Source organism: Ruegeria sp. CDSA033 (assembly GCF_059612305.1).
This window is the reverse complement of the sequence record NZ_JBXWQI010000008.1, coordinates 95,598-122,560: the sequence shown is the minus strand read 5'-3', so window position 1 is coordinate 122,560 and position 26,963 is coordinate 95,598. Positions and strand designations below refer to the sequence as shown.

Below are 26,963 nucleotides of genomic sequence, written 5' to 3'. Positions count from 1 at the left end.
AAATTCGTGTTCTAGGCAACATCTTGCGTTTCCTGCTCGGCTTCTGCGGCCTCAATGGCCACCTCCTGTGCCAATTCCATCACAACCGGAGACGCCGTTGGATAGAGCGGCGACATGGTGCCTGTTTCGTCGACCGGGATCGCCGCGCGCTGGGTCATACGGTAGAGCGCATAGCCCGCCATAACGACCAGCAGAATTGCGATGAATAGGAAAAAGCCCGGAGGTCCAAAGACCGCATCGCCCATGAGCCAACCGGTGATCAACGGGCCCGCAATGGCCCCCATGCCGTTGATGAACAAAAGACCCCCTGACGCTGCGGCCATGTCTTCGTGTTCCAGAAAGTCATTCGCGTGCGCAATCAGCAGTGAATACAGAGGGTTCGACATACCACCGATCACAAAGGCCGCGCCCAGCAGGATTGGAAACGTCACACCGAACACCAAGCCCACAACCGCCGCGCAGCTGCCGACCCCTGCAACAAGCATAATCAGGAAACGGCGATCCATGCGGTCGGACATCCATCCCAATGGATACTGCAAGACCAGAGCACCGATATAGAATGCGGCAATAAAAGTCGAAATCTCGACCAGCGTCAGACCCGCCCGGGCACCGTATACCGACGCCATCCCGAACTGTGCAGAGAAAACGCCGCCCAGAAGAAACATGCCAACACAGCCCAAGGGCGAATATCCGAACAATTCGCGCAAAGTCATCGGTTTGGTTGTGTCAAACGCAGGTGTCGGTGAGATCGACAAGAGAATTGGCGCAAAAGAGACCGAAACCAGAATGGAGGCGATTACAAAGGTATCGAACCCGGCCGGATCGCCCAAAAGAACCAAACCTTGTGCGCTGATGATGCCTGTCATCTGGAAGATCATGTAAAGAGACAGCGCCTGCCCACGGTTCTCGTTGCTGGCTGCATTGTTGAGCCAGCTTTCCGCAGTGACGTACACTCCGGAGAAACAGAACCCGATCACGACACGGCCCAGAATCCAGATAACCGGGTCGGTCATCAACGGATACATGATCATCACGGCAGAAATGAACGATGCCAGCGCGGCGAAGACCCGCACATGACCAACCCGTCGGATCATTTCAGGCGCAAGGCGTGATCCACCCAGGAATCCGACGAAATAGGCCGACATCACGAATGACATCTGAAGGGTCGAAAACCCCTCGATCTCGCCCCGGACACCCAGGATTGTCCCCTGAAGGCCGTTTCCGACCATCAACAGGCCCATACCAAGCAATAGCGCCCATGCGCTGGAAAGGACCTGAATCATTGGGGCCTCCGAAAAATTCCGACCTAGACTGTGACACCGTTTTGCAATCAAAACCGGCTTTGGTCATGCTTGTCTACGACATTGAAAAGATTCGATCCCGACAACACGTCCTTTACGGGATCAAAAGCGACGCGTCCCCGTAAGAGAAGAACCGGTATTTCTGTTCAATCGCATGCGCGTACACCTTCCGCATTCGCTCCTGCCCCATCAGGGCCGACACCAGCATCAACAAGGTGGATTTCGGCAGGTGGAAATTGGTCATCAAGGCGTCGGTCACATTAAATTCGAAACCGGGATAGATGAAGATATCCGTTTCACCTTCCCATGGTTCGATCTGGCCCGACCGGCTGGCGCTTTCGATCAGTCGTAACGCCGTTGTGCCCACCGGGATGACCCTGCCCCCTTCGGCTTTGGTCTCTCGGATCTCTTGCGCGGCGGCGGTGCTGACACTGCCCCACTCAGCGTGCATTTTATGGGTCGTCACGTCCTCAACCTTGACCGGCAGAAACGTTCCCGCGCCCACATGCAGCGTGACATGAGTGACTGCGACACCGCGCGCGCCCAGCGCCTGCATCAACGCCTCATCAAAATGCAGCGACGCCGTCGGGGCGGCAACTGCACCGGAATTGCGGGCCCAGATTGTCTGGTAATCCGTCTTATCCTGCTCATCCGCAGGCCGCTTGGCGGCGATGTAGGGCGGCAGAGGCATTGCACCGGCCTGTTCCAGAGCAGCATCAAAATCATCGCCCGACAGATTGAACCGCAGATAGGCTTGCCCGTCCTCAACCCGCTCCAGCGTGGCGCTCAGCTGATCCGAGAACTGAATGTCTTCGCCCAGCTTCACTTTCTTCAGCGGTTTGATCAGGGCCGCCCATGTGCCATCAGCCTGCGGGTCCAACAATGTGGCTTCGATCGCGGCAGACACCGGCCCTTGTGCACTGTCGCGATGGCGCCGCCCGTTCAGGCGCGCAGGGATGACGCGCGTGTCGTTCAGCACCAAACGGTCGCCGGGCTGCAGCCAGTCGGGCAGATCAAAGACATGCGCATCCGAGATCGCGTCACCATCGGCCACCAACAGGCGCGCGGATGAGCGCGGGCTGGCAGGACGTGTGGCAATCCGGTCTTCAGGCAGATGGAAATCAAAATCGCTGAGTTTCATAGTCGCGCCATACAATTCCGCATCGGAATCAGCAACAGCCCATCCGGGTCAATTGTCCCGTGGTGGAGAGCCAAAGGTCTTTTTGGGCTCATCCGGCTTTCTCGGCAGCGCATTGGGGCCATCTGATACAGTCGGGGCCGGTGCGCGAAGCAAATTTCGTAGGAACAGGGGCGCAAGGCCAGACAGCGGATTTACGGAAACCTTTGGCTTCGTAAGCGGCCCGGTCAGGCTGTAGTTGAACCCGATGACCCCCTCGCCCTTTTTTGTGAAAACACTTCCGATCGCGTTCACCAGATAGATCGGAGAGATCGCACCACGCAGGTTCAGCATGCCCGCAACCGTGTCGATCGTGCCGTCAAAGGACAAGCCGATGGACGGGCCAACGGCGCTTCCACTGAGGACTTTGATTTCGGTCGGGGTGATCCGCATGCGGCTATCGATAGTCGAGAAAAAGATCCCCTGCCCGGTCATCTCGTCCAAAAGTCCAACAAGACTGATCGCGTCCAATAGCGCAGCCATTGCCGGTGCGTCGGTAATGCGTGTGTTTAATATCTTGAGGATCACATCATAATTCCCCGGCGCGCTGACCGGTTCCAATTTCAAGTCCAAACTGCCGCCACGCGCCTGGGTGATAACACCAGCTGACCGTAGAACGGCCCCTGCGTCCTTCGACTTTATGTTCACGGCGCTACCGCTGTCGCGCGGGCTCACCTGACCGCTGACCGCCGTGCCGCCGTTTACATTTGCCGTAAAGGTGCCGTTCACCCCGCCTGTGGTTTGAAACGCGCCCCGGAACCCGGTCAGGGCAATGTCTTCGGTCACCTGCAGGCGGTCCAACAGAACATCGATCCTTGGACCGGGGCCTGACCCTCCTCCGCCGCCGCCCTCGCCGAAGGTTGCGCGACCCAGATTCATGACACCGCCCTGAACGACGATATTGGGAACCGGACCGCCAGTGTTGATCAGTTCGGCCGGCACCGCCAACCAGTTGCCCAGATCAAACGAACTGAACCGCATCCGATCAAAGGACCCGCCGTCCCGGAACGAGATTGAGGCCGTACTTCGCAACCCCGCCACATCCAGCGTCAGATCATCCACTTTGGGCTTTTCACCCAGCGTGGCGTCCAGTGTCATCTTTCCGGTCGCCCCCGTCCCTTTGCGCCAACCAAGTTCAGGAATCGCCATCCCGACCCCGGCAAGGTCCGAGGTCGCAGAGAGTGTGACGGGTTCATCCGCGCCGATTCCAACGGTGATGTCCGCTGTGCCTTTTCCAGTCAGCATGCCCGGCGGCAGCGGCACCTTCAGTTCGCTCATCAGCAACGGCGACAGTTCAATCTGGCCCGTCAGTTCGCTGCGCTGCGGCCCGTCTCCGCCAATGGGCTGACGCCACGCAACCTGCATCGGCACTTGGCCGAATAAGCCGTAGCCGTCGACCTCCACCTCGGTCTGATTGCCGGACAGGTTCAAAAGGTCAGCACTGACCGAATAGTCAGGCACAAGTTTGTCGCTTTGCACATTGTCGATTTCACCGGTGTAATGGAACTCGGTGTCGTGAAACTTCAGCCCCTTTTTCAGCGGCAATGACAAGGTGCCTGACAAACTTACGTCACCAGCCGCCAGATCGACCGGCAAGTTGGCTTTGGACATCAGGCTTAATGGTGGTCGATCCAGCAGCGACAGGGCGGCCTCGACGCTTCCGCGCGCCTCGATCCGAGCAATCGCAGGCGTTCCGCCCTTCGCTGTTGTATCCGGGATAATGAACGAGGTTCCCGAGGCATCCACCGCGCCACCCTGATCGGCGATGACAACCCCTTTTTCAGCCGTGACGGTAAAGCGGTCTTTCAACAGACTAAGCCGGCCCTGCCCGTCCTGGATCAGCGGCAAGGTCTTGGCAAACCTGATCTTGGCCTCATCGAACCCAAGGCCCAGATAGAGGTCCGGCTTACTGCCGGGATGCAAGCGCAGTGAAAATTCCACATCCGAAAACTGACCTTCGAACAGGTTTTCCGACACCCATTTCCGCGGGTTCGGCGCCAGTCTTTCGGGCCAGTATCGCAACAGGTTCTCGGACCCCATCTTGTCCAGTTGCGCATCAAACGCGGCATCCCAACCGTCGGGCTGACCGATCAACCTGCCCGTTGCGTGCAATTCGTGCAGGGCATCCGTGATCGTCAACTGCCCAAGCTGCAGCTCGAACGGAGCCAGCTTGAGTTGAAAATCCACGTCCGCCCGCGCAGTTTCCAGCGATTCCGGGAACAGACCACCGGGATAGATATCGATACTGTTCAGTGTCAGCTGTGACGTCAGGCTTTCAAGAACACCGTTTTCGACCCCGTTCAAATAGGCTTTGCCTTCTGCCTGCACGGCCCCCACGTCGGACACGACCGAGGCCTCGTTGAATTCCAGAACATGACGCGCGGGGTCATAGGTGAAATAGGCGCGCGCGGATTCGAACCCGATCGGGCGCGTCTCAGGTCTGGGCTGCAGGACACCCTCGCCCAGATTCAACGTTGCAAAAAGCGGCCCCAGCGCGGCCTGCCCATCTACACTGCCCCGTAACGCGCCGGAAATCGGAGCATTGAGCACCTGCAACCACGCCAGTGCAACGCTTTGGGTGGCAATGTCTTCCGAGGGAAGGTCGGTGATCGAAACCCCAAAACTCGCCTGAGGGGTACCAAGCACGCTGGTATAGTTCGCCTCGATCGTGCTGGCATAATCGCGCCCGGTCAACACCGAGAAACCGGTCGCCAGTCGCATTTCGTCACCGTCCCGGATGATCGCAATATGCCCGCCGTCAAACACCCAGGCCCGCCCCAACCGCAGATCCTGATAATCCAGCGTCAGCGATTCCAGATCGACCGCCCGCAAACCTGACAGAAACGGGGACAGGAACACATCATCCGATTCCTCGATCAGCTGTGCCAGCGTCGGAGCCTTTTGCACCGGGGCACTGCCCGACCCAACCGTTAGCGACAGCGCACCGTCCTCACCACGGGTCAAAGCAATCTGCGCGCCCAGCATAGTGATCCGCCGCGGTCTGATCTTGCCGCGCAGCAATTCGCGCATCGACAGGCGTGTCCGCAAATCCGATATCTGAGCGATCTGATGACCCGCTGCATCGCTGATGGTCACATCCGTCAATCGGATTCGCGGGCGCCACTTATCGTTGACGATAAAGCTGGCGTCCCCAAAGGTGAATTTCAAACCGCCAAGGCTGCGTTCAAGACGTGCTTCTACCTTCTTGGTTACCCATTCCGGCGCGTGCAGCTGTTTTCCGATCAGAAAGAACCAGCCCGCTCCGACCAGCAGGCACATTAAAAACAAGGTTCCAATGCTCCAGCGCGCGGCGATACGACGGCGTGACCGGCGGCGGACAGGCGTCTCGGGCCGGTCGCCACTTGCGTCTTCGTGCTGAGCCAATTTTTTATCCAAGTCTTTCAACCCGCTCGCGTCGCCCTATTATGCCGGGCAGCACTTAAAATCCTTTAGCGGAGTTTCCAATGCCCGACGTGACAGACATCGCCCCTGATTTCACATTACCCCGCGACGGCGGCGGCGAAGTGACCCTTTCGGACCTGCGCGGCGGTGCCGTCGTTCTGTTTTTCTATCCCCGCGATGATACGCCGGGCTGCACCAAGGAATCCATCGGTTTCTCGGAACAACTTCAGGCCTTTGCAGATGCGGGGGCTCAAGTTTTCGGCATCTCTCGGGACAGCGTCGCCAAGCACGACAAATTTGTCGCCAAGCACAGCCTGACGACCCCGCTGTTGTCGGACGAAGGGTTTTCGGTCTGCGAGGACTATGGCGTCTGGGTCGAAAAGAACATGTACGGCAAGAAATCCATGGGAATTCAGCGCGCGACCTTCCTGATCGATGCCGAGGGCAAGATCGCCAGGGCCTGGCGCAAAGTCAAAGTCCCTGGCCATGTGGACGAGGTGCTTGAGGCTGCGCGCGCCCTGTAACCCTCTCGACCACGGCCGCCATCCGGTTTAAGAGCCGTCCACCTCAATCAGCGGAGACAACGCGGTGCCCAAAACACTGACTCAGATGGCGACCGAAGTCCTGACAACAGCGGATGGTCGGGAAAAAACTGCCCTGTCCAAACGCCACGCTGCCGCCTGGTTCGCTTCGCGCAAGGGCGACGCGCCCGAGATTGAGGTGGGGACCGCAACACCGCCGCTGAGCCCTGCCCGCCCGGAAAAGCCCGAGCTGCTATCGCCGCGTGAGGTTCCAAAGCGCAAGCCCGGAACCGAGGCCGGGCGTATCGCGCTGCTTCACGCGGTTGCGCATATCGAGCTGAACGCCGTGGACCTGCATTGGGACATCATCGCGCGGTTTGGCCACGTGCCGATGCCGATCGGGTTCTACGATGACTGGGTCAAATGTGCCGAGGAAGAATCGCGGCATTTTGAGATGGTCTGCGATTGCCTGGAAAGCATGAGCAGCCACTATGGCGCCCTGCCCGCGCATGCTGGAATGTGGCGCGCGGCCGAAGACACCGCCGAAGACCTGATGGGACGGCTGGCGGTTGTCCCAATGGTGCTTGAGGCGCGCGGGTTGGACGTGACACCCGGCATGATCAACATATTCCGCAAGGCCAAGGCAGAACAGGCAATCGCCGCGCTCGAGGTCATCTATGCCGAAGAAGTGGGCCATGTGGCTTATGGATCAAAATGGTTCCATTTCCTGTGTGGGCGTGAAAACGCGGATCCCAAGGATGTGTTTCACCAATTGGTGCGCCAGTATTTCCATGGCGTCCTGAAGCCCCCGTTTAACGAAGAAAAACGGGCCGAGGCTGGGCTGCCGCCGGATTTCTACTGGCCTCTGACGGAGGACTTGCCATTGCCGGGACAGCCGCAATAACGGGCTTAAGTTGACGTTATCGGCAATTTCTCGCCTAGAATCGGCGGCAAAAACCAGTAACGCAGGGTCGGTAATTTAACAAACTTGCCCAAAACAAAATGCCGCTTTATGCACTTCGCCCAAGGGACGGCTATCACTCACGACCGCTCCCGATCATGGGGATGGAGAGGTGAGACGCGTGAGAACACGTCTGGCAATCAAATTACACTCACTGTTTGAGCGGCATTTTCCCGAACGCCGTGTCTTTCTTAAATCAGACAATGATACGCGATTCATTCGGCTAAGCTCGGAAACGCAAGTTGTCGCCGTCGCTGGCGTTGCACTGTTCGTGGGTTGGACAGCCGTTGCGACCGCGATCCTTCTGATGGACAGCATCGGGTCGGGCAACTTCCGGGAACAGGCAAAACGCGATCAGGCGACCTATCAGGAACGTCTGAATATCATGTCCGCAGAACGGGACGTGCGCGCGCAAGAGGCTCTGGCAGCTCAGGACCGGTTCAACGCAGCGCTTGAGCAGATTTCGGCCATGCAGTCGGAACTGCTGGCGTCGGAAAACCGCCGCCGCGAGCTTGAAACCGGGATTGAGGTTATCCAGACCACGCTGCGCGCCACCATGAAACAGCGCGAAGAAGCTCGGACAGAGCTGGTCAAGCTTGAGCAGGAAGCGGGCGAAGGCGACATGTACATGGCCGCCGTTGCCAACCCCGAGCAGATGAACTTTATGACCGAGGCGCTGTCCCGCACCGCCGAGGAACGCGACCAGATTGCCGCCAATGCGAAGGACGCGCTGGAACAGCGTGACGATCTTGAGTTGGAAATCCGGCTGATGCAGGAACGCAGCGATGAGATCTTCCGCCAGTTGGAAGAGGCGATGGTGATCTCGGTCGAACCACTGGACAAGATGTTCCGTCAGGCCGGCATGCCCACCGACCGCATCATCGAAGAAGTTCGCCGCGGCTATAGCGGCATGGGCGGGCCCCTAACCCCTATTTCTTTTAGCACGCGCGGTGAGGAACTGACCCCCGACGAGATCCGCGCAAATACTCTGTTGCAACAGATGGATCAGTTGAACCTGTATCGAATTGCAGCAGAGAAAGCGCCGTTTGCAAGCCCCGTCAATTCCGTCGTGCGATTCACGAGCGGTTACGGGACGCGCCGCGACCCCAAGACAGGTGGTCGCCGCATGCATAACGGCGCCGATTTCGCCGGTGCTCATGGCACCGACATTTTTGCCACCGCCGACGGTGTGGTCACCCATGCCGGCTGGCAGTCCGGGTTTGGACGGCTGGTAAAAATCAAGCACGCGTTCGGAATTGAGACACTTTATGCCCATAACACGAAGATACGCGTGAAGGTTGGTCAAAGGGTCTCGCGCGGGGATCATATTGCTGATATGGGTAGCACCGGACGGTCGACCGGCACGCACCTGCACTATGAAGTTCGCGTGAACGGAAAACCTGTTAACCCAATGACTTACATCAAGGCTGCGAGAAATGTTTTCTAAGAGCAAAATCAACGAGCCCTCGTCCACTGCACCCGAGGCGGCAAAACCCGCTGCACCGGCGACACCGGCGGCCCCTGCACCGGCAGAAAACAAGGCCAGCACCGCGCCCAAGCCCAAGCCACCGGCATCGGTTCTGTCTTCGGACCTGCACATCACGGGCAACCTGAAGACCTCGGGCGATATCCAGGTCGAAGGCACTGTCGAAGGCGACATTCGCGCGCATCTGCTGACAATCGGCGAGACAGCGACCATCAAAGGCGAAGTCACTGCCGATGACGTCGTGATCAACGGCCGTATCGTGGGCCGCGTCCGTGGTCTGAAGGTACGCCTGACCTCGTCGGCACGTGTCGAAGGCGACATCATCCACAAGACCATCGCGATCGAAAGCGGCGCGCATTTCGAAGGATCGGTTCAGCGTCAGGACGACCCTCTGAACCCGGGCCGCAACGGCAAGGCGGGTGCCAACCCGGCGGCCGAGGTCAAGCAGTAGCGCGGACCACCTTCCAAAGCTTCGAACGCCGCGGGGAAACCTGCGGCGTTTTTCATTTGACGGGGACGATTGGGTTTTCCGGTTTCAACCGCCCGGCGCGTCCTTATAGTGACCTCTATGTTGTTCTTTTTCACTGCCTTGGCGCTTATTGCCGGTTTCGTACTGTATCGCTACTGGTCCAAGTCCCGGGCGCGTCAACAGCTATTGTCCACGCCCCTGACAGACCACCAACGCATCCTCATCGAGCAGCAAGTGCCGTTGATCCGCCGCCTGCCCCTGGATCTTCGTGTCAAACTGGACGGCAAGGTGAACCTGTTTCTGGACCAGGTTCGTTTCTTTGGTTGCGACGGGCTGGACGTAACCGAGGAGATGGAACTGGCCATCGCCGCGCAGGCCTGTCTGCTTATTGTGAACAGCGACCTTTGGTATGAAAACCTGACAACGATCCTGATCTACCCGAACGCTTTTAAGTCTCGGCAGCGCCGACAGGAAGGATACGTCGTCAGCGAGAAAGAGATCGTGCGCACCGGTGAAAGCTGGGACCGTGGGCCTGTCATTTTGTCTTGGACTCACAGCAAGCTGGGCGCGCTGAACGACCATGACGGACAGAATGTCGTACTGCATGAGTTTGCCCACCAGATAGACGATCTGTCCGGTGGCACCAACGGCGTTCCGATCCTGAGCGACGGGCAAAGCTTTGCCGAATGGGAGCGTGTCTTTCTGACTGCCTATGACACCCTTGTCCGCGCCGTCGAAAGCGGGCGGCGCACGGTAATCGACGCCTATGGTGCAACCGGCCATGAAGAGTTCTTTGCCGTTTCCGTCGAGGTGTTCTTTGAAAAGCCCCGCGACCTCAAATCCGAAGCACCGGAGGTCTATGACCAACTTGCCAAACTGTTCCGACTGGACCCGGTTACCTGGGGTTAGGCGTGTTTAGGCTTCCACCGCCTCACTCCTGACCACTGCCAGTGAAATTTCCCCTTATCCAAACATTTCACAAAACATCATTTTCGAATTAGTCTTAAATTAGTGTTTTCAGGAGGATTTTTCATGTCATCAAAACTCATGGCCGAGTTTTTCGGTACGTTCTGGTTGGTTCTGGGCGGTTGCGGCAGCGCCGTTCTGGCCGCCGGGGTCGCCGATGTGGGCATCGGCTGGCTGGGCGTTTCCTTTGCCTTTGGCTTGACCGTTCTGACAATGGCCTATGCCGTGGGGCATATCTCGGGCGGCCATTTCAACCCTGCGGTCAGCCTTGGACTGATGATCGGGGGACGGTTTCCTGCGAAGGACCTTATCCCCTATTGGATCGCTCAGGTCATCGGCGCAATCGCTGCGGCTGCTGTCTTGTATCTGATAGTCAGCGGCGCGCCCGGCTTTGAAGGCGTGGGTGGGTTTGCCTCGAACGGTTATGGTGAGGCATCACCCGAGGGCTATTCACTGATGTCCGCTCTGGTGATCGAGATCGTCATGACCGCGTTCTTCATCATCATCATCCTGGGGGCCACTTCCAGAGGCGCTCCTGCCGGGTTCGGCCCCATCGCCATCGGACTTGGATTGACATTGATCCACCTGATCTCGATCCCGGTGACCAACACTTCCGTGAACCCGGCCCGGTCCACAGGGGTTGCTTTGTTCGCGGACGCGCCTGCTCTTGGGCAGCTCTGGCTATTCTGGGTCGCACCCCTGATCGGTGGCGCAATCGGCGCATTGATCTGGAAGGCGATGACAACAGACGACTAATGGCCAAGCGGGGGATTATTTCCCCCGCTTTCCTCTTCCTAAGCTATCATCCCTGACGAGACGACGCGAAACCAGGGAGGTAAACATGCTTCGAACACTGATGGTCACTGCGATGACGTTGACCGCGACAGCGGGGCTGGCACAGGATGCCTGGCTGACAATCCCCGAAACGCCCGATATGTCCGAGGCCGCGTCCAGTGGTACCGCCAGCGTGAATGGCATCGACATGTATTACGCCACCTATGGATCGGCAGAGGGCACACCCGTCCTGTTGATCCATGGCGGTCTTGCGCATGGCGATATCTGGGCAGCACAAGTGGCTGATCTGTCCAGCGACCACAGCGTGATTGTGGCAGATACCCGAGGGCATGGCCGGTCAACCAATGACGGCAGCACCTACAGCTATGAATTGCTGGCGCAGGACTATCTGGCGCTGCTGGATCATCTGAATGTCGAACAAGTGCATCTGGTTGGATGGTCAGATGGTGCCAACATTGGATACACGATTTCGACAACTGCGCCTGACCGTCTGGCCAGCCATTTCGCCCATGCGGGCAATGTCACGCTGGATGGGATCGATCCTTCAGTAGAAACCAACGAAGTCTTCGGTTCTTACGTCGGAGTGATGGCCGGGGACTATGCCGCCATGTCCCCCACCCCGGACGGGTTCGAAGCGTTCCTGGGCGGTGTCGCGGCCATGTGGGCCACAGAAAAGCCCGGCGGGCTTGAGGGGCTGAAATCGGTGACCGTGCCCACTCTGGTCGTGCAGAGCGAACATGACGAGGCCATCCTTACCGAACACTCGCAAGCGATTGCCGAGGCGATCCCTGATGCTGATCTTCTGATTTTGAAAGACGTTAGTCACTTTGCGTCGTTTCAAGACCCGGATGCATACACGCAAGCGATCAGAGGCTTCATCGACCAATGACGAAAAACCCGGCGCTGGTGCCAGCGCCGGGTTCAAGGGTTATTCGGTGACGGTGACTTTTTTCATTACGTCCGGCTGGCCGATAATGGCACCGTTCTGGCCCTCACCGCGTTTGATCGCGTCAACCACGTCCATGCCGTCAGTCACCTGACCAACAACCGTATACTGGCCGTTCAGGAACGGGCCCGGTTCGAACATGATAAAGAACTGCGAGTTGGCGCTGTTGGGGTCTTGCGCCCGCGCCATGCCAACCACGCCCCGGTCGAACTCGAAATCCGAAAACTCTGCTGGAAGGTCTGCACGGTCGGAACCGCCTGTGCCGGCGCGGCGCATGTCGCCACCCAGGCGGCCATGTTCCACGTCACCGGTCTGCGCCATGAAGCCATCGATCACGCGGTGAAACACCACGCCATCGTATTTGCCTTCATTGGCCAGAGCAGCGATCTGCTCAACATGTTTCGGAGCAATATCATCGAACAGGTCGATGGTGACAGTGCCATTGGCCCCCTCACCTTCGATCTCGACCTCAAGGCCTGTGGCCAGCGCAGGGCTGGCCAGCAAGGCAAAAGCGGCGGCCAGCTTATACATCAGCCGCCACCTTGACGCTGATCATGCGGTCAGGGCTCGCTGGCGGCTCGCCTCGTACGATGGCGTCCACATGCTCCATTCCGTCGATGACACGGCCATAAACAGTGTACTGGCCGTTCAGGAAATGGTTGTCGCCGAAGTTGATGAAGAACTGCGAGTTGGCCGAATCCGGGTTCTGCGAGCGGGCCGCGCCCAAAGTGCCACGATCATGGGGCAGTTTCGAAAACTCGGCCGGAACGTTCGGCAGAGACGACCCGCCGGTGCCCGCCATGCGCAGGTTGAACCCGTCTTCCATGTCGCCATGCTGCACGTCGCCGGTCTGCGCCATAAACCCGTCGATCACACGGTGGAAGGCCACGTTGTCATATTCGCCATTGCGCGCCAGTTCTTTCATGCGGGCGCTGTGCTGCGGTGCCACGTCAGGCAGCAGCTCAATGACGACATTGCCGCCTTTGAGTTCGACGATGATTGTGTTTTCGGGATCCTTGATCTCGGCCATGAGGCCCTCCTGTCGTTTTATCTTGCGCAAATACCTATGCGTAGGGCGCGCGAATGCCAAGTGACGCATTGACCTGAGGGCAAAATGCAGGAAAAGAACCGCCTAAGTCACTTTCACATTTGTCGAGGATTGCGCGATGGGCTGGAAAACACTGGACGACATGGACCTGAATGGCAAACGCGTGCTGGTGCGCGTGGATATCAACGTGCCAGTGGTCGACGGGGTCGTGACCGACGCCACCCGTATTGAGCGCATCGTGCCGACCGTTAAGGACATCTTGGCCGCTGGCGGCAAGCCCATCCTGCTGGCGCATTTCGGACGTCCGGGCGGAGAGCGCCGCCAGAACCTGTCGCTGAAGCAGCTTGTTCCGACATTAGAGACAGCCTTTGGCACCAAGGTTCGGTTCGGCGATGACTGCGTCGGAATCGAGGCGGAAACCGCTGCGGCAAACCTGGGTGCTGGCGAGGTGCTCCTGCTGGAAAACACGCGCTTTCACGCGGCAGAAACAAAGAACAGCCCTGAATTGGCTGCTGGCATGGCAAAGATGGGCGATGTGTACTGCAACGATGCCTTCTCGGCCGCGCACCGCGCGCATAGCTCGACCGAGGCGCTGGCCCGCCTTCTGCCCGCGTGTGCTGGCCGTCTGATGCAGCAAGAGCTGAGCGCGCTGGAAGCAGCTTTGGGGGTCCCTAAGCGTCCCGTCACTGCTGTCGTAGGCGGTGCCAAGGTGTCGACCAAGCTGGACCTGCTGGGCAACCTGATCGAAAAGGTGGATTACCTGATTATCGGCGGTGGCATGGCGAACACTTTCCTCGTTGCCCAAGGCGTAAACGTCGGCAAATCGCTGGCTGAAACGGCGATGAAAGACACCGCCGCTGAGATTCTGACCAAGGCCGAGACAACCGGCTGCCAGATTGTCCTGCCCCGCGACGTCGTGGTCGCCGAAAAGTTCGAAGCCCACGCCCCCAATCAGGTTCTACCAGCTGATCAATGCCCCGAAGACAGCATGATCCTTGACGCTGGTCCGGAAACCGTTGCGGAAATCACCGCGATTTTCGACAAGAGCCAGACGCTCATCTGGAACGGCCCGCTGGGCGCATTCGAAATTGAACCATTCGATGCCGCCACCAATGCAGCCGCCCTGAAAGCGGCTGAGCTGACACGGTCCGGCCAACTTGTGTCGGTCGCAGGCGGTGGTGACACGGTCGCTGCGCTGAATGCGTCCGGTGCTGCCAGGGACTTTTCTTACATCTCGACCGCCGGTGGCGCGTTCCTGGAATGGATGGAAGGCAAAACGCTGCCCGGCGTCGCCGCACTGGATCAGTAACCCCTATCTGTCTGGTAATCGGCATTCATGGTACTCTCTCCGTCAAACCGGGAGATGCGCCATGAAAGCTGTTGCCGTCCTTGCCACCATCCTGCTGCCCGTCACGACATATGCGCAATCCCACTGCAACCGGCACACACAGCTCGATCTCAATTTCTGCGCCAAAGAAAAATGGGAAGTGGCAGATCAGGATCTGAACAGCCTTTGGTCAGAGATCAAACCCTTATCGGACACGCGTGGTGATGGCCAAGCCCTGCTGACCGAGCAACGCGCCTGGCTGAAACGTCGTGACGCGACCTGTGACCCCGAGCTGGAAAGCGACGGTAGCGCGGCCCCTATGTTTTATTGGGCCTGCATGGAAGAACAAACCCTGCAGCGCAATCAAGCGCTTGAGGCCTGGCGATAGCCACTTTTCACCCCAGCCAAATTCATCGGGCGAACATGTTTTTTCTGCTGATCATAAAAAATTGCGAATCGAGGGATTCACAAGCCGAATCACCTGTGACATAGTGCAGACAGATGTCCGAAAAGGGCACGTTTTTGAGGCAGACTTCATACGGCGGTAAACAGAGTGTCCCGTTCCCATCGGCCCGGTTTGGGCGCAGTTGCATTTTTCATGGTGGCTTTCACGTTAGGTGTTTATTTCACCTTTGCCGCCGTGCAAGGCGACTATGGCCTGTTCCGACGGGTCGAGATTGCAGCGGAACGGGACGCCCTGTCGCGCGACCTTGCCAAACTTGACGCCGAGATCACGGAAATGGAAAACCTGACGCGCCGCCTGTCGGACAATTACCTGGATCTGGATCTTCTGGATCAGCAGGCGCGGTCCGTGCTGGGCATGATCCGCTCGGATGAGATCGTCATTCGCTGAGCCGGCAGCCAGGTTTTCGTCGACAAATCCATCGGTTTTTACATACCAGTCTATGTATCCAGACACGCCCCGGTTGTCCCTACGCTGCGTCACATTTCTACTCGCCAGAAAGCAGGAAATGCTTTATGAAATAGTTTAACGCTAAACTATCTTGCCGAGAGGGGGAGATCGCCAACATGGCTGCGCGAAAAACCACAAAGAAACCAAATGTTTCTGCGGAAGAACTTACCGAATATTACCGTGAAATGCTGCTGATCCGCCGATTCGAGGAAAAGGCCGGTCAGCTCTATGGTATGGGTCTGATTGGCGGTTTCTGCCACCTCTATATCGGCCAAGAGGCCGTTGTTGTCGGCCTTGAGGCTGCGACCGAAGAAGGTGACAAGCGTATTACCTCTTACCGCGACCACGGCCATATGCTGGCTTGCGGCATGGATCCGGGTGGCGTTATGGCCGAACTGACCGGGCGCATTGGCGGTCTGTCGAAAGGCAAGGGCGGCTCGATGCACATGTTCTCGAAAGAGAAGCATTTCTATGGCGGCCACGGCATTGTTGGCGCGCAGGTTCCGCTGGGTGCGGGTCTGGCATTTGCCGACAAATACAAAGGCAACGGTCGCGTGACCTTTACCTATTTCGGTGACGGTGCAGCGAACCAGGGCCAGGTTTATGAGACATTCAACATGGCCGCCCTTTGGGACCTGCCGGTAGTGTTCGTGATCGAGAACAACCAATACGCCATGGGTACGGCGCAGGCGCGCTCGACCTCGACCAAGGATATCTACCACCGCGGCGAAGCGTTCGGCATCCCCGGTGAGATCGTCAACGGCATGGATGTACTTGCGGTCAAAGCCGCAGGGGAAAAGGCTGTCGCGCACTGCCGTGCGGGTAAAGGCCCCTATATTCTTGAGATCAAGACCTACCGCTACCGCGGCCACTCGATGTCCGATCCGGCCAAGTACCGCACCCGCGAAGAAGTTCAAAAGGTTCGTGAGCAAAGCGACCCGATCGAACATGTGCGCGAGCTGCTGCTGACCGGCAAACACGCGACCGAGGATGATCTGAAGGCGATCGACAAAGAGATCAAAGAGATCGTCAATCAAGCCGCCGAATTCTCGAAAGAAAGCCCCGAGCCTTCCGTCGAAGAGCTCTGGACCGACATTTACGCCTGAGAGGACGACTAAGACATGGCAACCGAAATTCTCATGCCCGCCCTTTCGCCCACAATGGAAGAGGGCACATTGGCCAAGTGGCTGATCAAGGAAGGCGACACCGTATCCAGCGGCGACATCATGGCCGAGATCGAAACCGACAAGGCGACAATGGAGTTCGAAGCCGTCGATGAAGGCATCGTCGGCAAGATCCTGATCGCCGAAGGCACCGAAGGGGTAAAAGTGAACACTCCTATCGCGGTGCTGGTTGAAGAAGGCGAAGACGCCTCCGCCATTCCCGCAGCTGCACCTGCGGCGGTGGCCCAGGCGGCCCCTGCGGCAGCAGAGACCGCTGCCCCTGCTGCAACTGCACCTGCCGCGCCTAAGGTGGATCTTTCCCCGGACTGGCCAGCAGATGCGCCGATGAAACAGCAGACCGTGCGTGAAGCTTTGCGCGATGCGATGGCCGAAGAAATGCGTGGTGACGAGGACGTCTACCTGATGGGCGAAGAAGTCGCCGAGTATCAGGGCGCCTACAAAATCAGCCAGGGCATGCTGGACGAGTTCGGCAGCAAGCGCGTGATCGACACCCCGATTACCGAACACGGGTTTGCCGGCATCGCCGTCGGATCCGCTATGGCCGGACTGAAACCGATTGTCGAGTTCATGACCTTCAACTTCGCCATGCAGGCGATTGACCAGATCATCAACTCGGCAGCCAAGACGCTGTACATGTCCGGTGGTCAGATGGGTTGTCCTATCGTGTTCCGTGGCCCCAACGGTGCCGCTGCTCGCGTCGGCGCGCAGCACAGCCAGGATTACGCAGCGTGGTATATGCAAATACCGGGCCTGAAAGTGGTGATGCCCTATTCCGCAGCCGATGCAAAAGGTCTGTTGAAGTCGGCGATCCGCGATCCGAACCCGGTTGTGTTCTTAGAAAACGAAATCCTTTACGGTCGTTCTTTCGACATGCCGCAGGTGGACGATCTGACCGTCCCGCTGGGCAAGGCGCGTATCTGGCGCGAAGGCACGGATGTGACCATCGTCAGCTTTGGTATCGGCATGCAATATGCGCTTGAGGCCGCCGACAAGCTGGCCGAGGACGGAATCAGTGCCGAGGTGATCGACCTGCGCACCATTCGGCCAATGGACACAGGCGCGATTATCAACTCGGTGATGAAGACCAACCGTCTGGTGACCGTCGAAGAAGGCTGGCCGCAGGGCTCGGTTGGCGGCTACATCTCATCCGTGGTGATGCAGGAAGCGTTCGATTACCTCGACGCGCCGGTCATCAACTGCACCGGTAAGGATGTTCCGATGCCATACGCCGCGAACCTGGAAAAACTGGCCCTGATCACAACCGAAGAAGTGATCGCCGCCGTCAAACAAGTGACCTACCGGTAAGGAGCGACAGACAGATGCCTACAGAAATTCTGATGCCCGCCCTGTCACCGACCATGGAGGAAGGCACCCTTGCCAAATGGCTGGTCAAGGAAGGCGATACCGTCTCGTCCGGCGACCTGCTGGCCGAGATTGAAACCGACAAAGCCACGATGGAATTCGAGGCCGTCGACGAAGGCACAATCGGCAAGATCCTGATCCCCGAAGGCACCGAAGGGGTCAAAGTCAACACCGCGATCGCGGTCCTGCTGGAAGAGGGCGAGAGCGCCAGTGACATCGCGGCCACGCCAGCGGCAACACCCACGGCTGCACCCGCAGCCGCCGCGGGCAACGAGGTTGCTGCGCCAGCGGCGTCCGAGGCGCCCGCCCCTGCCCCGGCTGCTCCGGCCAAGGCGGATGGCGGTCGCATCTTTGCGTCACCGTTGGCCCGTCGCATTGCAGCCCAAAAAGGTTTGGACCTTGCGCAAATCACCGGCTCTGGCCCGCATGGGCGGATTGTGAAGGCCGATGTCGAAGGCGCCACGGCAACTGCCGCTGCTCCAGCTCCGGCTGCTTCGCCAGCACCTGCCCCGGCTGCTGCCGCGCCTGCCGGACCATCTGCGGATGCCGTTGCCCGGATGTACGAGGGCCGCGCGTACGAAGAGATCAAGCTGGATGGGATGCGCAAGACCATTGCTGCCCGCCTGTCCGAAGCCAAGCAGACGATCCCGCATTTCTACTTGCGCCGCGATATCAAGCTGGACGCGTTGCTCAAGTTCCGCAGCCAGCTGAACAAGCAGCTGGAAGGCCGTGGCGTAAAATTGAGCGTCAACGACTTCATCATCAAGGCCGTCGCCAACGCGCTGCAAAAGGTTCCCGCCTGCAACGCTGTCTGGGCCGGTGACCGGGTTCTGCAATTGAAACCCTCAGACGTGGCGGTCGCGGTTGCGATCGAAGGCGGTCTGTTCACACCGGTCCTGCAGGACGCCGACACCAAGTCTCTGTCCGCGCTGTCGGCTGAGATGAAGGACCTCGCCGGTCGCGCGCGTGAGCGTAAGCTGGCCCCGCATGAATATCAGGGCGGTACGTTCGCGGTCTCGAACCTCGGCATGTTCGGCATCGACAATTTTGACGCCATCGTGAACCCGCCCCATGCGGGCATCCTCGCGGTTGGAACAGGTGTCAAAAAACCGATCGTCGGAGATGACGGAGAGCTGGCCGTAGCGACCGTGATGTCCGTCACCATGTCGGTCGATCACCGGGTCATCGACGGTGCTCTGGGGGCTGAACTGCTCAAGGCCATCGTGGACAATCTGGAAAACCCGATGGTCATGCTGGCCTGAAATAAAGCGGGCCGCGCTGAAAACCATCAGCGCGGCCCGCCCCGTTCACAACTGTGACGTGAGCGTTTGTGATCACCGCATTTGTTGCGCAATCACACGCAGTTACCCACCTTGTTTGTAGAGGAACTTCAAACACAGGTGCGCCATGTTCTCCGACCATTTGACAAAACTCTTGCTGGTCGCAGCCCTTGCGATGGCTGTACCAACCGGAGCCTATGCGAAGCCCAACAGCTATTTGGGTGAACATTCTGCCTTCAGCTCCGACCCGGTCGAAACCGCCAAGCGCGAAGCCGAGCGTGCCAAACGGAAGAAAGAGCGAAAAATAAGGCGTGAAGAACGGCGTCGCAAGCGATTGATCGAAAAGAACAATCGCTTGAACTGACTTGAGTTACTGGTCTTTGCCCAGCATGTGGTCCATCGAGATCGACGGCTGATCACACCCGGCCTCTCCGACGATTTTCGCGGGGATCCCGGCCACGGTTTTGCACGCAGGAACCTCTTGCAGCACGACTGAGCCTGCAGCGATACGGCTGCAATGGCCGACTAAGATATTCCCCAGAACCTTGGCGCCGGCACCAATCAGCACGCCGTCGCCAATTGTGGGGTGGCGCTTTTCTTCTTCTTTTCCAGTCCCACCAAGAGTCACCGAATGCAACATCGAGACGTTGTCGCCGACGACGGCCGTTTCACCGATCACGATGGAATGCGCGTGGTCGATCATGATCCCCTTGCCGATCTTTGCCGCAGGGTGAATATCGATCCCGAAAATCTCGGACGAGCGCATCTGGAAGAAATATGCCAGATCATGCCGCCCTTTGCGCCACAACCAGTGCCCCACGCGATAGGCTTGCATGGCCTGATACCCTTTGAAGTACAGGATTGGCTGCAACAGACGGTGGCAAGCCGGATCGCGTTCATAGACAGCCATCAGATCCGCGCGCGCGGCCTCGATCAGCGAGGCGTCGTTGGCATAGGCTTCGTCCACGATCTCACGCAGCACCATCATCGACATTTCGTTCGAGCACAGCTTGGCCGCAATCCGGTAGGACAGCGCCCGCTCCAGGCTGCGGTGATGCAAAATACAGGCATGCACCAGCCCGCCCATCAAAGGCTCGATTTCGACGGCCGTCTGAGCTTCGGTCGTGATGCGATCCCAAACAGGGTCTACGGTGGTCACGTGACTGCGCGTTTCGAACATGGCTTTTCATCCTTTGCTGCGCCTAGGATGCCATTTAGTTGTAAAATCACCAAACGCAAACCCGTGATCTGCAGGGCAACGAAAATGAATGAAACCCAGTTAGAGGATTTCGAAGCCCGTATCCGCGCGCGATTGGACGAATTGGCCGCGCATTCTGCGCTTGGAACCGAGGCACAGGCAGTTGTTGAATTGGACCAACAGGCCGTCGGGCGGCTCAGCCGGATGGACGCCCTGCAAAATCAGGCCATGGCCAAGGCTCAGCAAGCAAATCGTGATAACGAAACACGCCGATTGTCAGTGGCCCTGACCCGGATCAAAGATGGTGAATTCGGGTATTGCGAGGATTGCGGCGAAGAGATTCCGGTTGGTCGTCTGAACCTTGATCCAGCGGCCAGCAAGTGCGTCAGCTGCGCATCCGGGTAACGCGGAATTGAACCAGGCATCGCAGAACCATCTCAAAACACTGGCAATATTGCAGTTCGTCAAAGCTTGGCTCGTTGGCCAATGGACGGGTTCGGGCCACTGTCATCAATGAGCCATTGCCAAACAGTGGATGTAGCCGGCCTGTATGGCCGACATAAATGTCGGCCAGTTCAGCTTCGTTGATCATTCTGGTACACAAGCCTTCCCGGTCGGCAGGCGCCGCGTTTAGCAACACCCGCGCCGCAGCACTTACATCACCATGCAATACAGGACGCATGTTTGCCTTAACCAACCAGAAGACGTTCGGTGGGACCCGGCCCATAACTGGCAGAGATCTGTGCCACATCAACCTCGTATGCTCCGGTCACGCCATCAGCGGCTTTCATCGTCGATGGGTATGTCCAGCGCGGCTCTGACGTGACCTGTTCGCGTACTACTGACCCGTTGATCCTGATTTTCACCAGATAGGCTTCAGTCTCTTCCCCCAGCGGCACTTCAAATCCATCCCAGTCATCGCCGTCCAGCCGGGTTCGGCGGATCCACGAGATTTCATCACCTGCTCCGGTTTTCGCCAATTTGACATGCACCGGAGCATAAGGCCGAAGTCCGTTGCCGTCGAAGACGTGAAGCTGGTGAAGGAAAGAAGGATCGTCATAGGCACGCGTTCCGGGTCCAATGCGATAATGTTTCGCCACCCGCCGTTCAGACCGCAGCAGCCCGGTTTGGAAAACTCTTTCATCCAGCAAGACAAAAGTTGAACCTTCAGGCCAGGTGTCGGGCATGACACTGTCCGTCCCCAATTGCCCGCGCAGGCGCCCCGATAGGGCATAGGTCCCCTGACCCACAAGTTCGGCGCTGGCGAACTGGAACAGTTCCCAGTTGCCGGGCGTCCCGTCCCCAATTGCGGCCAGGTTGGCACCATTCAACAAAGCGTCGCGCGGGCGCGATTCCAGCAAGCCATCGACCAGCCTGACGCGCAGCGGCGCACCGTCGTCCCAAACCCCGACGCTGGCGCGCCGCAGAGGCGATTGAGTAAACCCGATGACGGCCTGCGCCGAGATAACCTCTTGCAAGGTATAATCCTCATCATTCACGGCCGAAAATACTACGGCGCTTCCCGGCCAGGGGTCGGCGGACACAGCCAGGTAAGGCGCATGCGGCACCTCTGAGCCGGTTATCAGTGGCAGATCCATGAACACCGGCAGAACAGGAACCGGGGCGACGAAGGGCTTGGTCGAGACTATGTCATCAGGCAGGTCAGACGGCGCGTATATTCCTGGTTCGATCCGAACGGCATCTGCCAATTGCATCTCGGCTTGCTCCAGTCGATCGATCCTGAAACGCGCACCCTGCCCGCCCTCATCCAGGCTGACGACATCCCCCGCGCCGATGTGCCCCAACGAAGGCGGCAGCGCAAAGCGCACGGTTTCGCGGGACACCCGCGCCTCGCTTAGCCACCGTTCCGCCGTCTGGCGACCTTCGGCACGTGTCATGGACAGGGGCATCTCGTTGACGGACACCGAATGGGTCCGCGTGTCGGGCAGAACGGCCTCTTCCGCGACGATGTCATGATCCCCATCCGATTGGACAAAGCGCAAGCGCACCCGGCCAGTCATTTCAGCCTCGGCTTCGCGGCGATGTTCGATACCGGCCTCAATATCAGAGCTGAGCGCCAGATGTTCCTGTTCCAGCGCGATCGTGCGTTGCCCATTGCGCATCTGAAACCGCAATACACCATCCCGCTCGATTGCATCGAAACCATAGCGCAGCATCAGCGGCTGCAAGGCGGATCGCGCGTCCGAGACCTGTTCGATAGCATAGCCGCGCACCACACCATAAAGGCGCGACGTGTCGATGTCGGTCACGCCAGCCCCGTGACAAATCTCGGTCACCACCGATGCCAGCGTGCGCGACCCCGACCGCCCGTTCAACCAATGCCCTCGCGCGTAGTTCTCACCATCACTCCACTGGCTTTGCAGGTTCGGGAAGGTTGGATATGGTCGCGCATCCCAGGCCCAGACATAGGCATTGGACAGATCAATCATGTGGCCGCCGTAAGTATTGGAAACCGGGTTGTTTTTTGCCTCGGACCAATAGCCCAAAATCGCCTTGAGATATTGCACCTGAATGAAATCATCCCGCAGACCGTTGGAATAGCGCGGCAGCTTGGATTCCGAGGATTTCGGGTCCAGAAACTTGTTCGGCTGATTGGTGCCTTTGTCGATGGCCGCACAACCCAGTTCCGTGAACCAGATCGGCTTGGACCTAGGCACCCATGCGGTCCGATTGGTTTGACGCACGCCTCCGATCCGTTCGTGATGCGGTTGTGACCACCAGTTGCGTATATCCTTGTATCGCCAGATCCAGGCCTCATCATGCGCCTGATCTTCGATCGCAGACCGGATCTGCGCTTTGGATTCCTCGGTTGAGGCATAGTACCAGTCGTACCCTTCTCCGCCTTCAACGTTGCCGCGCAAGTAATCCAGATCATAGATCGCATCTACGCCCGCTTTGGCGTCGACGTGATCCTCTCGGTCCCGCCAATCGGACAGTGGCATGTAATTGTCGATACCGACAAAGTCGATATTGTCATCGGCCCAAAGCGGATCCAGATGAAAGTACCGGTCGCTGCCAGCATCGACGGGTTTGTAACCAAAATACTCGCTCCAGTCGGCCGCGTAGCCGATTTTGGTGTTCGGCCCGAGGATTCTGCGCACTTCAGCCGCGAGGATTTGCATCTGCGCCACCGCAGGAAACCCGGTCGCGCCCCTGATCTGCGTCAGGCCGCGCATCTCGGATGCGATGCAGAACGACGCCACACCACCGGCTGCCTTGCAGAGCGCCGCATAGTGCAGAATGAACCGGAACAAACCCCATTCTTGCGGGCCGGTATAGGTGACGGTGCCATCGCCGACGACAAAGTTACTTGCGCGGGCCTGGCCAAAGAACTGCGCAACCTGCGCATCGGCCCCGGCTGTCTTATCCGGGGACTCGTTGCGGCCTGGTGCCTCGCTCAGCGTAATCCGCCCACGCCATGGCAGGTGCGGTTGATCGGTGGCATCGGACCAGGGATCGGGCAGACCGTTGCCGCGCAACTGATCCATCAGGATGAAGGGATAGAACATCACCCGCTTACCGGATGAGTTCAGATGCCGGATCGCTTCGATTACGGACGCATCCGCCGGTGTCGCCCCATAGACAGGTCTATCGTTTTCGATCTGAACAATCTGGGCAGCCGCCCGGGATACGCCTGATACGCTCCACGGCATGTTCTCGCCATCAAACTCTTTGTGCAGGACTTTTGGCTGCACCTTGCACTGACCGCACCGCAGATCGTCGCCAAACCACGACACGACAAGCGACACCGCTTCGCAGGCGGGCAATTCAGCATTCAGCGCCTGGGTCGAGGTGATCAGATCGGAAACGCCCGAAGCCGAATGCACATTCGCAGCCCAGCTTTGCCCCTGCCCTTTGGAATAATTCACCTGCCTGCTGGCCAGGGAATATTCGCCCGTACCCGGAATCATCGCCACGCCGCGCACGATCTGGGATACAGCACCGAGTGTGTCGGGCAGCCCTGGCTGTTCCTGCCGGACAACCTCAAAGGAAAACTGCGGGACGCGGTTGCCGAATGAAGCAAGCTGTAGGTCCTCGATCACCACATAGGCGGTGCCCCGGTACGCAGGGACCTGCCCGGTGCCCTCGACCGCCTCGATCAACGGGTCAGGCAATTGATTGTCGGTGCCCTTGTACAAGCGCATATTCAGCCCGGTGCGCTCAAGCTCTTCACCATCGGCCCAGATACGCGAGATGTCAGAGATCTGCCCAGCGCCCACGGCAATCGCCAGCGAGATCGAATAGCTGTAGGTATGCGTGGTCGTGGTTGTTGTAGCCGAGCTTGGTCGACGAGACCCTTTCCCACCCCGCGTGGATTGGGTTGTCGTGCTGGTACTGCGGGTTTCCAGAAAGTCCGATGCCCAGATGATCTGCCCGCCGACCCGCATACGGCCGAACACGGTAGTGACCGAAGCGCCTTCACCAGTTTCGGTCAGACGGAAACGATCCAGGCGCCCGGTTTCGACAACTTCGCTGCCGCCACCCATCACAGATTGGCTCATCAACCGCTGGTCGATGACCCGCCCCAAAGTCGCGCCGACAGCCCGGCCTATGATCGCTGTGGAAAGACCCGCGACAGTGCCACCGATCGAGCCGCCAAGGGCAGCGCCTGCTGCGGAAAGTACAATCGTAGCCATTTACTTGACCTCCAGCGGAAATGCGAAACAGGCGACAACCCGGCGACGCCAAGGGTCGCTCAGGGCGTTTTCCACAACGCCGTGCCCGGAATATGCGTGAATGAACCGCGGGACCGCGCCGGTTTCGCTGACAACACCCACATGTTTGGCGACGCCGCCATCGCGCATGCGGAACAGCAATACGTCGCCTGTCGCCAGTTCCGAGGGCCGCTTTGATGTCAAATTTCGGCGGGCGGCATCCCACATGCGTTCATCACCCTGCGGCTCTGACCAGTCCATGCTGTAGCTCGGCACGGTTTCCGGCTCAGCTCCGTACAGCGCGCGCCAGATACCGCGTAGCAATCCCAAACAATCCGCCCCCGCGCCCCTGACGGACGCCTGATGCACGTACGGCGTGCCCAGCCAACGCCGCGCCTCTGAAACTATATCCTGCCGGTCTATTGTCATCGCCTGCTGCCCCCTTTGTTCGGTTTGTCTTTCTTGGGAACAGCCATCACCCAGTCCTCACCCGGCAAGTCCGGAAAGCCCTGAAAATTGATGAGATTGTTGAATTTTCTTCGGCAGGTCTCCATGCGCTTATCGCACCCGGCGGTCAGCCGGACGCGATCACCGACTGTCAGCCCGCCACTGATCCCCGTCCATAAGGTGACATTGCGCCCACCCGAGATACGCTCATCCTGTTTCACCGACGCCCAAAGACCCACCGCGCTGCCGGAAATCACATCCAGACGGCCACGTTCGAACCATGCCATATCCGGTGCGACCGCCCCTTTCAGTTGCAGCACACTGCCCGCCGACAGGCTGACGATCTCAGCCTCTGCCTGAAAACCGGGCGCTGCCACGTTGAATCGGCAAGCGTCGTCGCCCAGCACTGCGGTGCAGGGTTTTTGGTAAATCCGCCCCAAGGGCCGGTTCAGCAGATCCGTCAGCCCTCGCAGCTCAGCATGAAACGCCCCGCCACCACGACGCATTTCCCCGATCGAACCACGAAACTGTAGAGTTCTTTGTTCAGGGTCTGACCAGTTCACCAACCAAGCCCGGACCTGAGCACCGTCAAACCGCCCGGCCTCAATGTCCTCTTCCCTGATTGCCGCATCAGACAGCGCACCCATCGCTTCAGAGTTGTCAATCGAAAGCCCGGTTGCCTGTTCGATCGCCGCTGCGGTCAGGCCAGAGCTCGCTTTGAATGTCAGCCCGTCAAAGCGCAACTCCATATCATGATCGGTAAACCCATAGACCTGCCCATCCGAGCGCATGATGGCCCAGCATCGACAGGTCGTGGTCATCCCGCTTTGCAGATGCGCCTGCAATCCTTGTGCATTATCACCCATCAGACCCGCACCTCGACCACCGGAACGTTGGGTACGTCGCCTGCCTGAAAGCTGGCCACGCTGGTCTGGATCTTGTCGGTGTCAAAACGAACGGGCACGTCAAACTCGAACCCTGCCGTTATTTCCACATCTTGCGGCGGCGCGTTCGTAAACGTGACCCGACCCCGCGCCAGATCCACCTCGAAATCCACGCCTTCGCGCATTTCGTCCTGCTCAAGACCAAGTTTGACGGTCCCGAGAACTGGTTTGAGGATCGGACGGACGTATTTGAACCCGCCAGAGCTGTAGGTTTTCACCAACTGGAACTCGGTCGTCTTGCCGTCGCCACGCGCAATGACCTGATCGGCATTGTCCACCTCTGCCGTTGCTGCGCCCGACTTGAAGTCAGACCAATCTTTCCACCGAAATCCGAACATCTGCCCCTGCCGCGCCTCGAAGAACGAAATCAGCGCTTCGATATCGTCAAGCGAGCGCATCCCCAGCCCGGCATCATAGCGTCGCCTTGAATGGGCCCAGGGTGTGTTGCGTTCTTCAAACCCGTTGGCCAGCGTCACGATATCTGTGCGCCGTTCGGGGCCGCCAACCGAACCAAAGCTCAGGCTGGCGGGAAATCTCACCTCGTGGAAATTCATGGCCTG

The 26,963-nt window shown here is 58.7% G+C and carries 26 protein-coding genes; 15 read left to right on the top strand and 11 right to left on the bottom strand.

From position 1 onward, the window contains the following. Positions 1-11: 11 nt before the first annotated feature. The 3 genes from AC2FLA_RS12540 to AC2FLA_RS12530 form a co-directional block, all read right to left on the bottom strand. The gene (locus tag AC2FLA_RS12540; RefSeq protein WP_058273985.1) at positions 12-1,283 is read right to left on the bottom strand and encodes an MFS transporter; all 1,272 of its coding nucleotides are present in this window, start codon (positions 1,281-1,283) and stop codon (positions 12-14) included. A gap of 112 nt (positions 1,284-1,395) precedes the next feature. Continuing rightward, positions 1,396-2,442, bottom strand: coding sequence for a tRNA preQ1(34) S-adenosylmethionine ribosyltransferase-isomerase QueA (gene queA, locus AC2FLA_RS12535; RefSeq protein ID WP_496722571.1), 1,047 nt, complete (start codon positions 2,440-2,442; stop codon positions 1,396-1,398). Positions 2,443-2,490: 48 nt separating this feature from the next. After that, positions 2,491-5,874, bottom strand: coding sequence for a YhdP family protein (locus tag AC2FLA_RS12530; protein WP_496722569.1), 3,384 nt, complete (start codon positions 5,872-5,874; stop codon positions 2,491-2,493). A gap of 68 nt (positions 5,875-5,942) precedes the next feature. Here AC2FLA_RS12530 and AC2FLA_RS12525 point away from each other — a divergent pair, with 68 nt between their 5' ends. From AC2FLA_RS12525 to AC2FLA_RS12495, 7 genes are all read left to right on the top strand, one after another. Then, positions 5,943-6,404: a peroxiredoxin gene (locus AC2FLA_RS12525; RefSeq protein ID WP_496722567.1), complete on the top strand. Its 462-nt coding sequence runs from the start codon at positions 5,943-5,945 to the stop codon at positions 6,402-6,404. An 85-nt stretch (positions 6,405-6,489) separates the two neighbouring features. Further along, on the top strand, positions 6,490-7,305 hold the full coding sequence (locus AC2FLA_RS12520) for a ferritin-like domain-containing protein (RefSeq protein ID WP_496722656.1): 816 nt from the start codon (positions 6,490-6,492) through the stop codon (positions 7,303-7,305). Positions 7,306-7,483: 178 nt separating this feature from the next. Further along, positions 7,484-8,809 (top strand): DUF5930 domain-containing protein, encoded by a 1,326-nt coding sequence (locus tag AC2FLA_RS12515; protein WP_496696758.1) that lies wholly within the window; start codon positions 7,484-7,486, stop codon positions 8,807-8,809. Beyond that, on the top strand, positions 8,799-9,299 hold the full coding sequence (locus AC2FLA_RS12510) for a bactofilin family protein (RefSeq protein WP_113789478.1): 501 nt from the start codon (positions 8,799-8,801) through the stop codon (positions 9,297-9,299). The genes AC2FLA_RS12515 and AC2FLA_RS12510 overlap by 11 nt, the downstream gene beginning before the upstream one ends. A 117-nt stretch (positions 9,300-9,416) precedes the next feature. After that, positions 9,417-10,226 (top strand): M90 family metallopeptidase, encoded by an 810-nt coding sequence (locus AC2FLA_RS12505; RefSeq protein WP_109311392.1) that lies wholly within the window; start codon positions 9,417-9,419, stop codon positions 10,224-10,226. Between the two features lie 123 nt (positions 10,227-10,349). Then, complete coding sequence (aqpZ, locus tag AC2FLA_RS12500) at positions 10,350-11,039, top strand: aquaporin Z (RefSeq protein WP_496722564.1); 690 nt, start codon at positions 10,350-10,352, stop codon at positions 11,037-11,039. A gap of 85 nt (positions 11,040-11,124) precedes the next feature. Then, positions 11,125-11,967 carry an alpha/beta fold hydrolase gene (locus AC2FLA_RS12495; protein ID WP_496722562.1) on the top strand — a complete coding sequence of 281 codons (843 nt, stop codon included), beginning with the start codon at positions 11,125-11,127 and terminating at the stop codon, positions 11,965-11,967. 39 nt (positions 11,968-12,006) lie between these two features. On the opposite strand, the gene AC2FLA_RS12490 is transcribed toward AC2FLA_RS12495, so the two are convergent. Continuing rightward, positions 12,007-12,555, bottom strand: a complete 549-nt coding sequence (locus AC2FLA_RS12490; RefSeq protein ID WP_109311395.1) for a peptidylprolyl isomerase — start codon at positions 12,553-12,555, stop codon at positions 12,007-12,009. Beyond that, positions 12,548-13,054: a peptidylprolyl isomerase gene (locus AC2FLA_RS12485; protein ID WP_108860369.1), complete on the bottom strand. Its 507-nt coding sequence runs from the start codon at positions 13,052-13,054 to the stop codon at positions 12,548-12,550. Before AC2FLA_RS12485 ends, AC2FLA_RS12490 begins: the two co-directional genes overlap by 8 nt. A 136-nt stretch (positions 13,055-13,190) precedes the next feature. Here AC2FLA_RS12485 and AC2FLA_RS12480 point away from each other — a divergent pair, with 136 nt between their 5' ends. The 7 genes from AC2FLA_RS12480 to AC2FLA_RS12450 all read left to right on the top strand — a co-directional run bounded on the left by AC2FLA_RS12480 (position 13,191) and on the right by AC2FLA_RS12450 (position 19,502). Beyond that, the gene (locus AC2FLA_RS12480) at positions 13,191-14,381 is read left to right on the top strand and encodes a phosphoglycerate kinase (RefSeq protein WP_496722560.1); all 1,191 of its coding nucleotides are present in this window, start codon (positions 13,191-13,193) and stop codon (positions 14,379-14,381) included. Positions 14,382-14,442: 61 nt separating this feature from the next. After that, the gene (locus tag AC2FLA_RS12475) at positions 14,443-14,787 is read left to right on the top strand and encodes a lysozyme inhibitor LprI family protein (RefSeq protein ID WP_496722558.1); all 345 of its coding nucleotides are present in this window, start codon (positions 14,443-14,445) and stop codon (positions 14,785-14,787) included. A 165-nt stretch (positions 14,788-14,952) separates the two neighbouring features. Continuing rightward, a complete protein-coding gene (locus tag AC2FLA_RS12470; RefSeq protein ID WP_058273997.1) occupies positions 14,953-15,252 on the top strand; it encodes an FtsB family cell division protein in 300 nt (99 codons plus the stop codon). A gap of 176 nt (positions 15,253-15,428) precedes the next feature. Further along, positions 15,429-16,418 (top strand): pyruvate dehydrogenase (acetyl-transferring) E1 component subunit alpha, encoded by a 990-nt coding sequence (gene pdhA, locus AC2FLA_RS12465; protein WP_058273998.1) that lies wholly within the window; start codon positions 15,429-15,431, stop codon positions 16,416-16,418. Positions 16,419-16,433: 15 nt separating this feature from the next. Beyond that, a complete protein-coding gene (locus AC2FLA_RS12460) occupies positions 16,434-17,801 on the top strand; it encodes a pyruvate dehydrogenase complex E1 component subunit beta (protein ID WP_282151482.1) in 1,368 nt (455 codons plus the stop codon). Between the two features lie 14 nt (positions 17,802-17,815). Further along, a complete protein-coding gene (locus AC2FLA_RS12455) occupies positions 17,816-19,120 on the top strand; it encodes a pyruvate dehydrogenase complex dihydrolipoamide acetyltransferase (RefSeq protein WP_496722556.1) in 1,305 nt (434 codons plus the stop codon). A 145-nt stretch (positions 19,121-19,265) separates the two neighbouring features. Further along, positions 19,266-19,502 carry a hypothetical protein gene (locus AC2FLA_RS12450; RefSeq protein ID WP_496722554.1) on the top strand — a complete coding sequence of 79 codons (237 nt, stop codon included), beginning with the start codon at positions 19,266-19,268 and terminating at the stop codon, positions 19,500-19,502. A 6-nt stretch (positions 19,503-19,508) separates the two neighbouring features. Here the strand turns inward: AC2FLA_RS12450 and cysE are convergent, their stop codons facing one another. Then, positions 19,509-20,318, bottom strand: a complete 810-nt coding sequence (cysE, locus tag AC2FLA_RS12445; protein ID WP_108860363.1) for a serine O-acetyltransferase — start codon at positions 20,316-20,318, stop codon at positions 19,509-19,511. Between the two features lie 84 nt (positions 20,319-20,402). Here cysE and AC2FLA_RS12440 point away from each other — a divergent pair, with 84 nt between their 5' ends. Next, entirely contained in the window at positions 20,403-20,741 is a 339-nt protein-coding gene (locus AC2FLA_RS12440; RefSeq protein WP_496722553.1) for a TraR/DksA family transcriptional regulator, read from the top strand. On the opposite strand, the gene AC2FLA_RS12435 is transcribed toward AC2FLA_RS12440, so the two are convergent. From AC2FLA_RS12435 to AC2FLA_RS12415, 5 genes are read right to left on the bottom strand one after another with little or no spacing between them, the layout of a single operon-like run. Continuing rightward, positions 20,722-21,018, bottom strand: a complete 297-nt coding sequence (locus tag AC2FLA_RS12435) for a DUF7742 family protein (RefSeq protein WP_496722551.1) — start codon at positions 21,016-21,018, stop codon at positions 20,722-20,724. The genes AC2FLA_RS12440 and AC2FLA_RS12435 overlap by 20 nt on opposite strands. A gap of 7 nt (positions 21,019-21,025) precedes the next feature. Further along, entirely contained in the window at positions 21,026-24,994 is a 3,969-nt protein-coding gene (locus AC2FLA_RS12430; RefSeq protein ID WP_496722549.1) for a baseplate multidomain protein megatron, read from the bottom strand. Beyond that, positions 24,995-25,441, bottom strand: a complete 447-nt coding sequence (locus AC2FLA_RS12425) for an NlpC/P60 family protein (protein ID WP_496722547.1) — start codon at positions 25,439-25,441, stop codon at positions 24,995-24,997. Then, positions 25,438-26,325: a phage/gene transfer agent baseplate hub protein gene (locus AC2FLA_RS12420; protein WP_496722545.1), complete on the bottom strand. Its 888-nt coding sequence runs from the start codon at positions 26,323-26,325 to the stop codon at positions 25,438-25,440. The genes AC2FLA_RS12425 and AC2FLA_RS12420 overlap by 4 nt, the downstream gene beginning before the upstream one ends. After that, complete coding sequence (locus tag AC2FLA_RS12415; protein WP_282169354.1) at positions 26,325-26,957, bottom strand: DUF2460 domain-containing protein; 633 nt, start codon at positions 26,955-26,957, stop codon at positions 26,325-26,327. The genes AC2FLA_RS12420 and AC2FLA_RS12415 overlap by 1 nt, the downstream gene beginning before the upstream one ends. Positions 26,958-26,963 lie beyond the last annotated feature (6 nt).

Coding starts and splice junctions, on each gene's coding strand:
- queA (WP_496722571.1), bottom strand. CDS start 2,442: ATGAAACTCAGCGATTTTGATTTCCATCTGCCTGAAGACCGGATTGCC.
- AC2FLA_RS12450 (WP_496722554.1), top strand. CDS start 19,266: ATGTTCTCCGACCATTTGACAAAACTCTTGCTGGTCGCAGCCCTTGCG.
- AC2FLA_RS12460 (WP_282151482.1), top strand. CDS start 16,434: ATGGCAACCGAAATTCTCATGCCCGCCCTTTCGCCCACAATGGAAGAG.
- AC2FLA_RS12495 (WP_496722562.1), top strand. CDS start 11,125: ATGCTTCGAACACTGATGGTCACTGCGATGACGTTGACCGCGACAGCG.
- AC2FLA_RS12490 (WP_109311395.1), bottom strand. CDS start 12,555: ATGTATAAGCTGGCCGCCGCTTTTGCCTTGCTGGCCAGCCCTGCGCTG.
- AC2FLA_RS12480 (WP_496722560.1), top strand. CDS start 13,191: ATGGGCTGGAAAACACTGGACGACATGGACCTGAATGGCAAACGCGTG.
- AC2FLA_RS12455 (WP_496722556.1), top strand. CDS start 17,816: ATGCCTACAGAAATTCTGATGCCCGCCCTGTCACCGACCATGGAGGAA.
- AC2FLA_RS12435 (WP_496722551.1), bottom strand. CDS start 21,018: ATGCGTCCTGTATTGCATGGTGATGTAAGTGCTGCGGCGCGGGTGTTG.
- AC2FLA_RS12520 (WP_496722656.1), top strand. CDS start 6,490: ATGGCGACCGAAGTCCTGACAACAGCGGATGGTCGGGAAAAAACTGCC.
- pdhA (WP_058273998.1), top strand. CDS start 15,429: ATGGCTGCGCGAAAAACCACAAAGAAACCAAATGTTTCTGCGGAAGAA.
- AC2FLA_RS12525 (WP_496722567.1), top strand. CDS start 5,943: ATGCCCGACGTGACAGACATCGCCCCTGATTTCACATTACCCCGCGAC.
- AC2FLA_RS12485 (WP_108860369.1), bottom strand. CDS start 13,054: ATGGCCGAGATCAAGGATCCCGAAAACACAATCATCGTCGAACTCAAA.
- AC2FLA_RS12430 (WP_496722549.1), bottom strand. CDS start 24,994: ATGGCTACGATTGTACTTTCCGCAGCAGGCGCTGCCCTTGGCGGCTCG.
- aqpZ (WP_496722564.1), top strand. CDS start 10,350: ATGTCATCAAAACTCATGGCCGAGTTTTTCGGTACGTTCTGGTTGGTT.
- AC2FLA_RS12420 (WP_496722545.1), bottom strand. CDS start 26,325: ATGGGTGATAATGCACAAGGATTGCAGGCGCATCTGCAAAGCGGGATG.
- AC2FLA_RS12510 (WP_113789478.1), top strand. CDS start 8,799: ATGTTTTCTAAGAGCAAAATCAACGAGCCCTCGTCCACTGCACCCGAG.
- cysE (WP_108860363.1), bottom strand. CDS start 20,318: ATGTTCGAAACGCGCAGTCACGTGACCACCGTAGACCCTGTTTGGGAT.
- AC2FLA_RS12540 (WP_058273985.1), bottom strand. CDS start 1,283: ATGATTCAGGTCCTTTCCAGCGCATGGGCGCTATTGCTTGGTATGGGC.
- AC2FLA_RS12425 (WP_496722547.1), bottom strand. CDS start 25,441: ATGACAATAGACCGGCAGGATATAGTTTCAGAGGCGCGGCGTTGGCTG.
- AC2FLA_RS12415 (WP_282169354.1), bottom strand. CDS start 26,957: ATGAATTTCCACGAGGTGAGATTTCCCGCCAGCCTGAGCTTTGGTTCG.
- AC2FLA_RS12505 (WP_109311392.1), top strand. CDS start 9,417: ATGTTGTTCTTTTTCACTGCCTTGGCGCTTATTGCCGGTTTCGTACTG.
- AC2FLA_RS12440 (WP_496722553.1), top strand. CDS start 20,403: ATGAATGAAACCCAGTTAGAGGATTTCGAAGCCCGTATCCGCGCGCGA.
- AC2FLA_RS12475 (WP_496722558.1), top strand. CDS start 14,443: ATGAAAGCTGTTGCCGTCCTTGCCACCATCCTGCTGCCCGTCACGACA.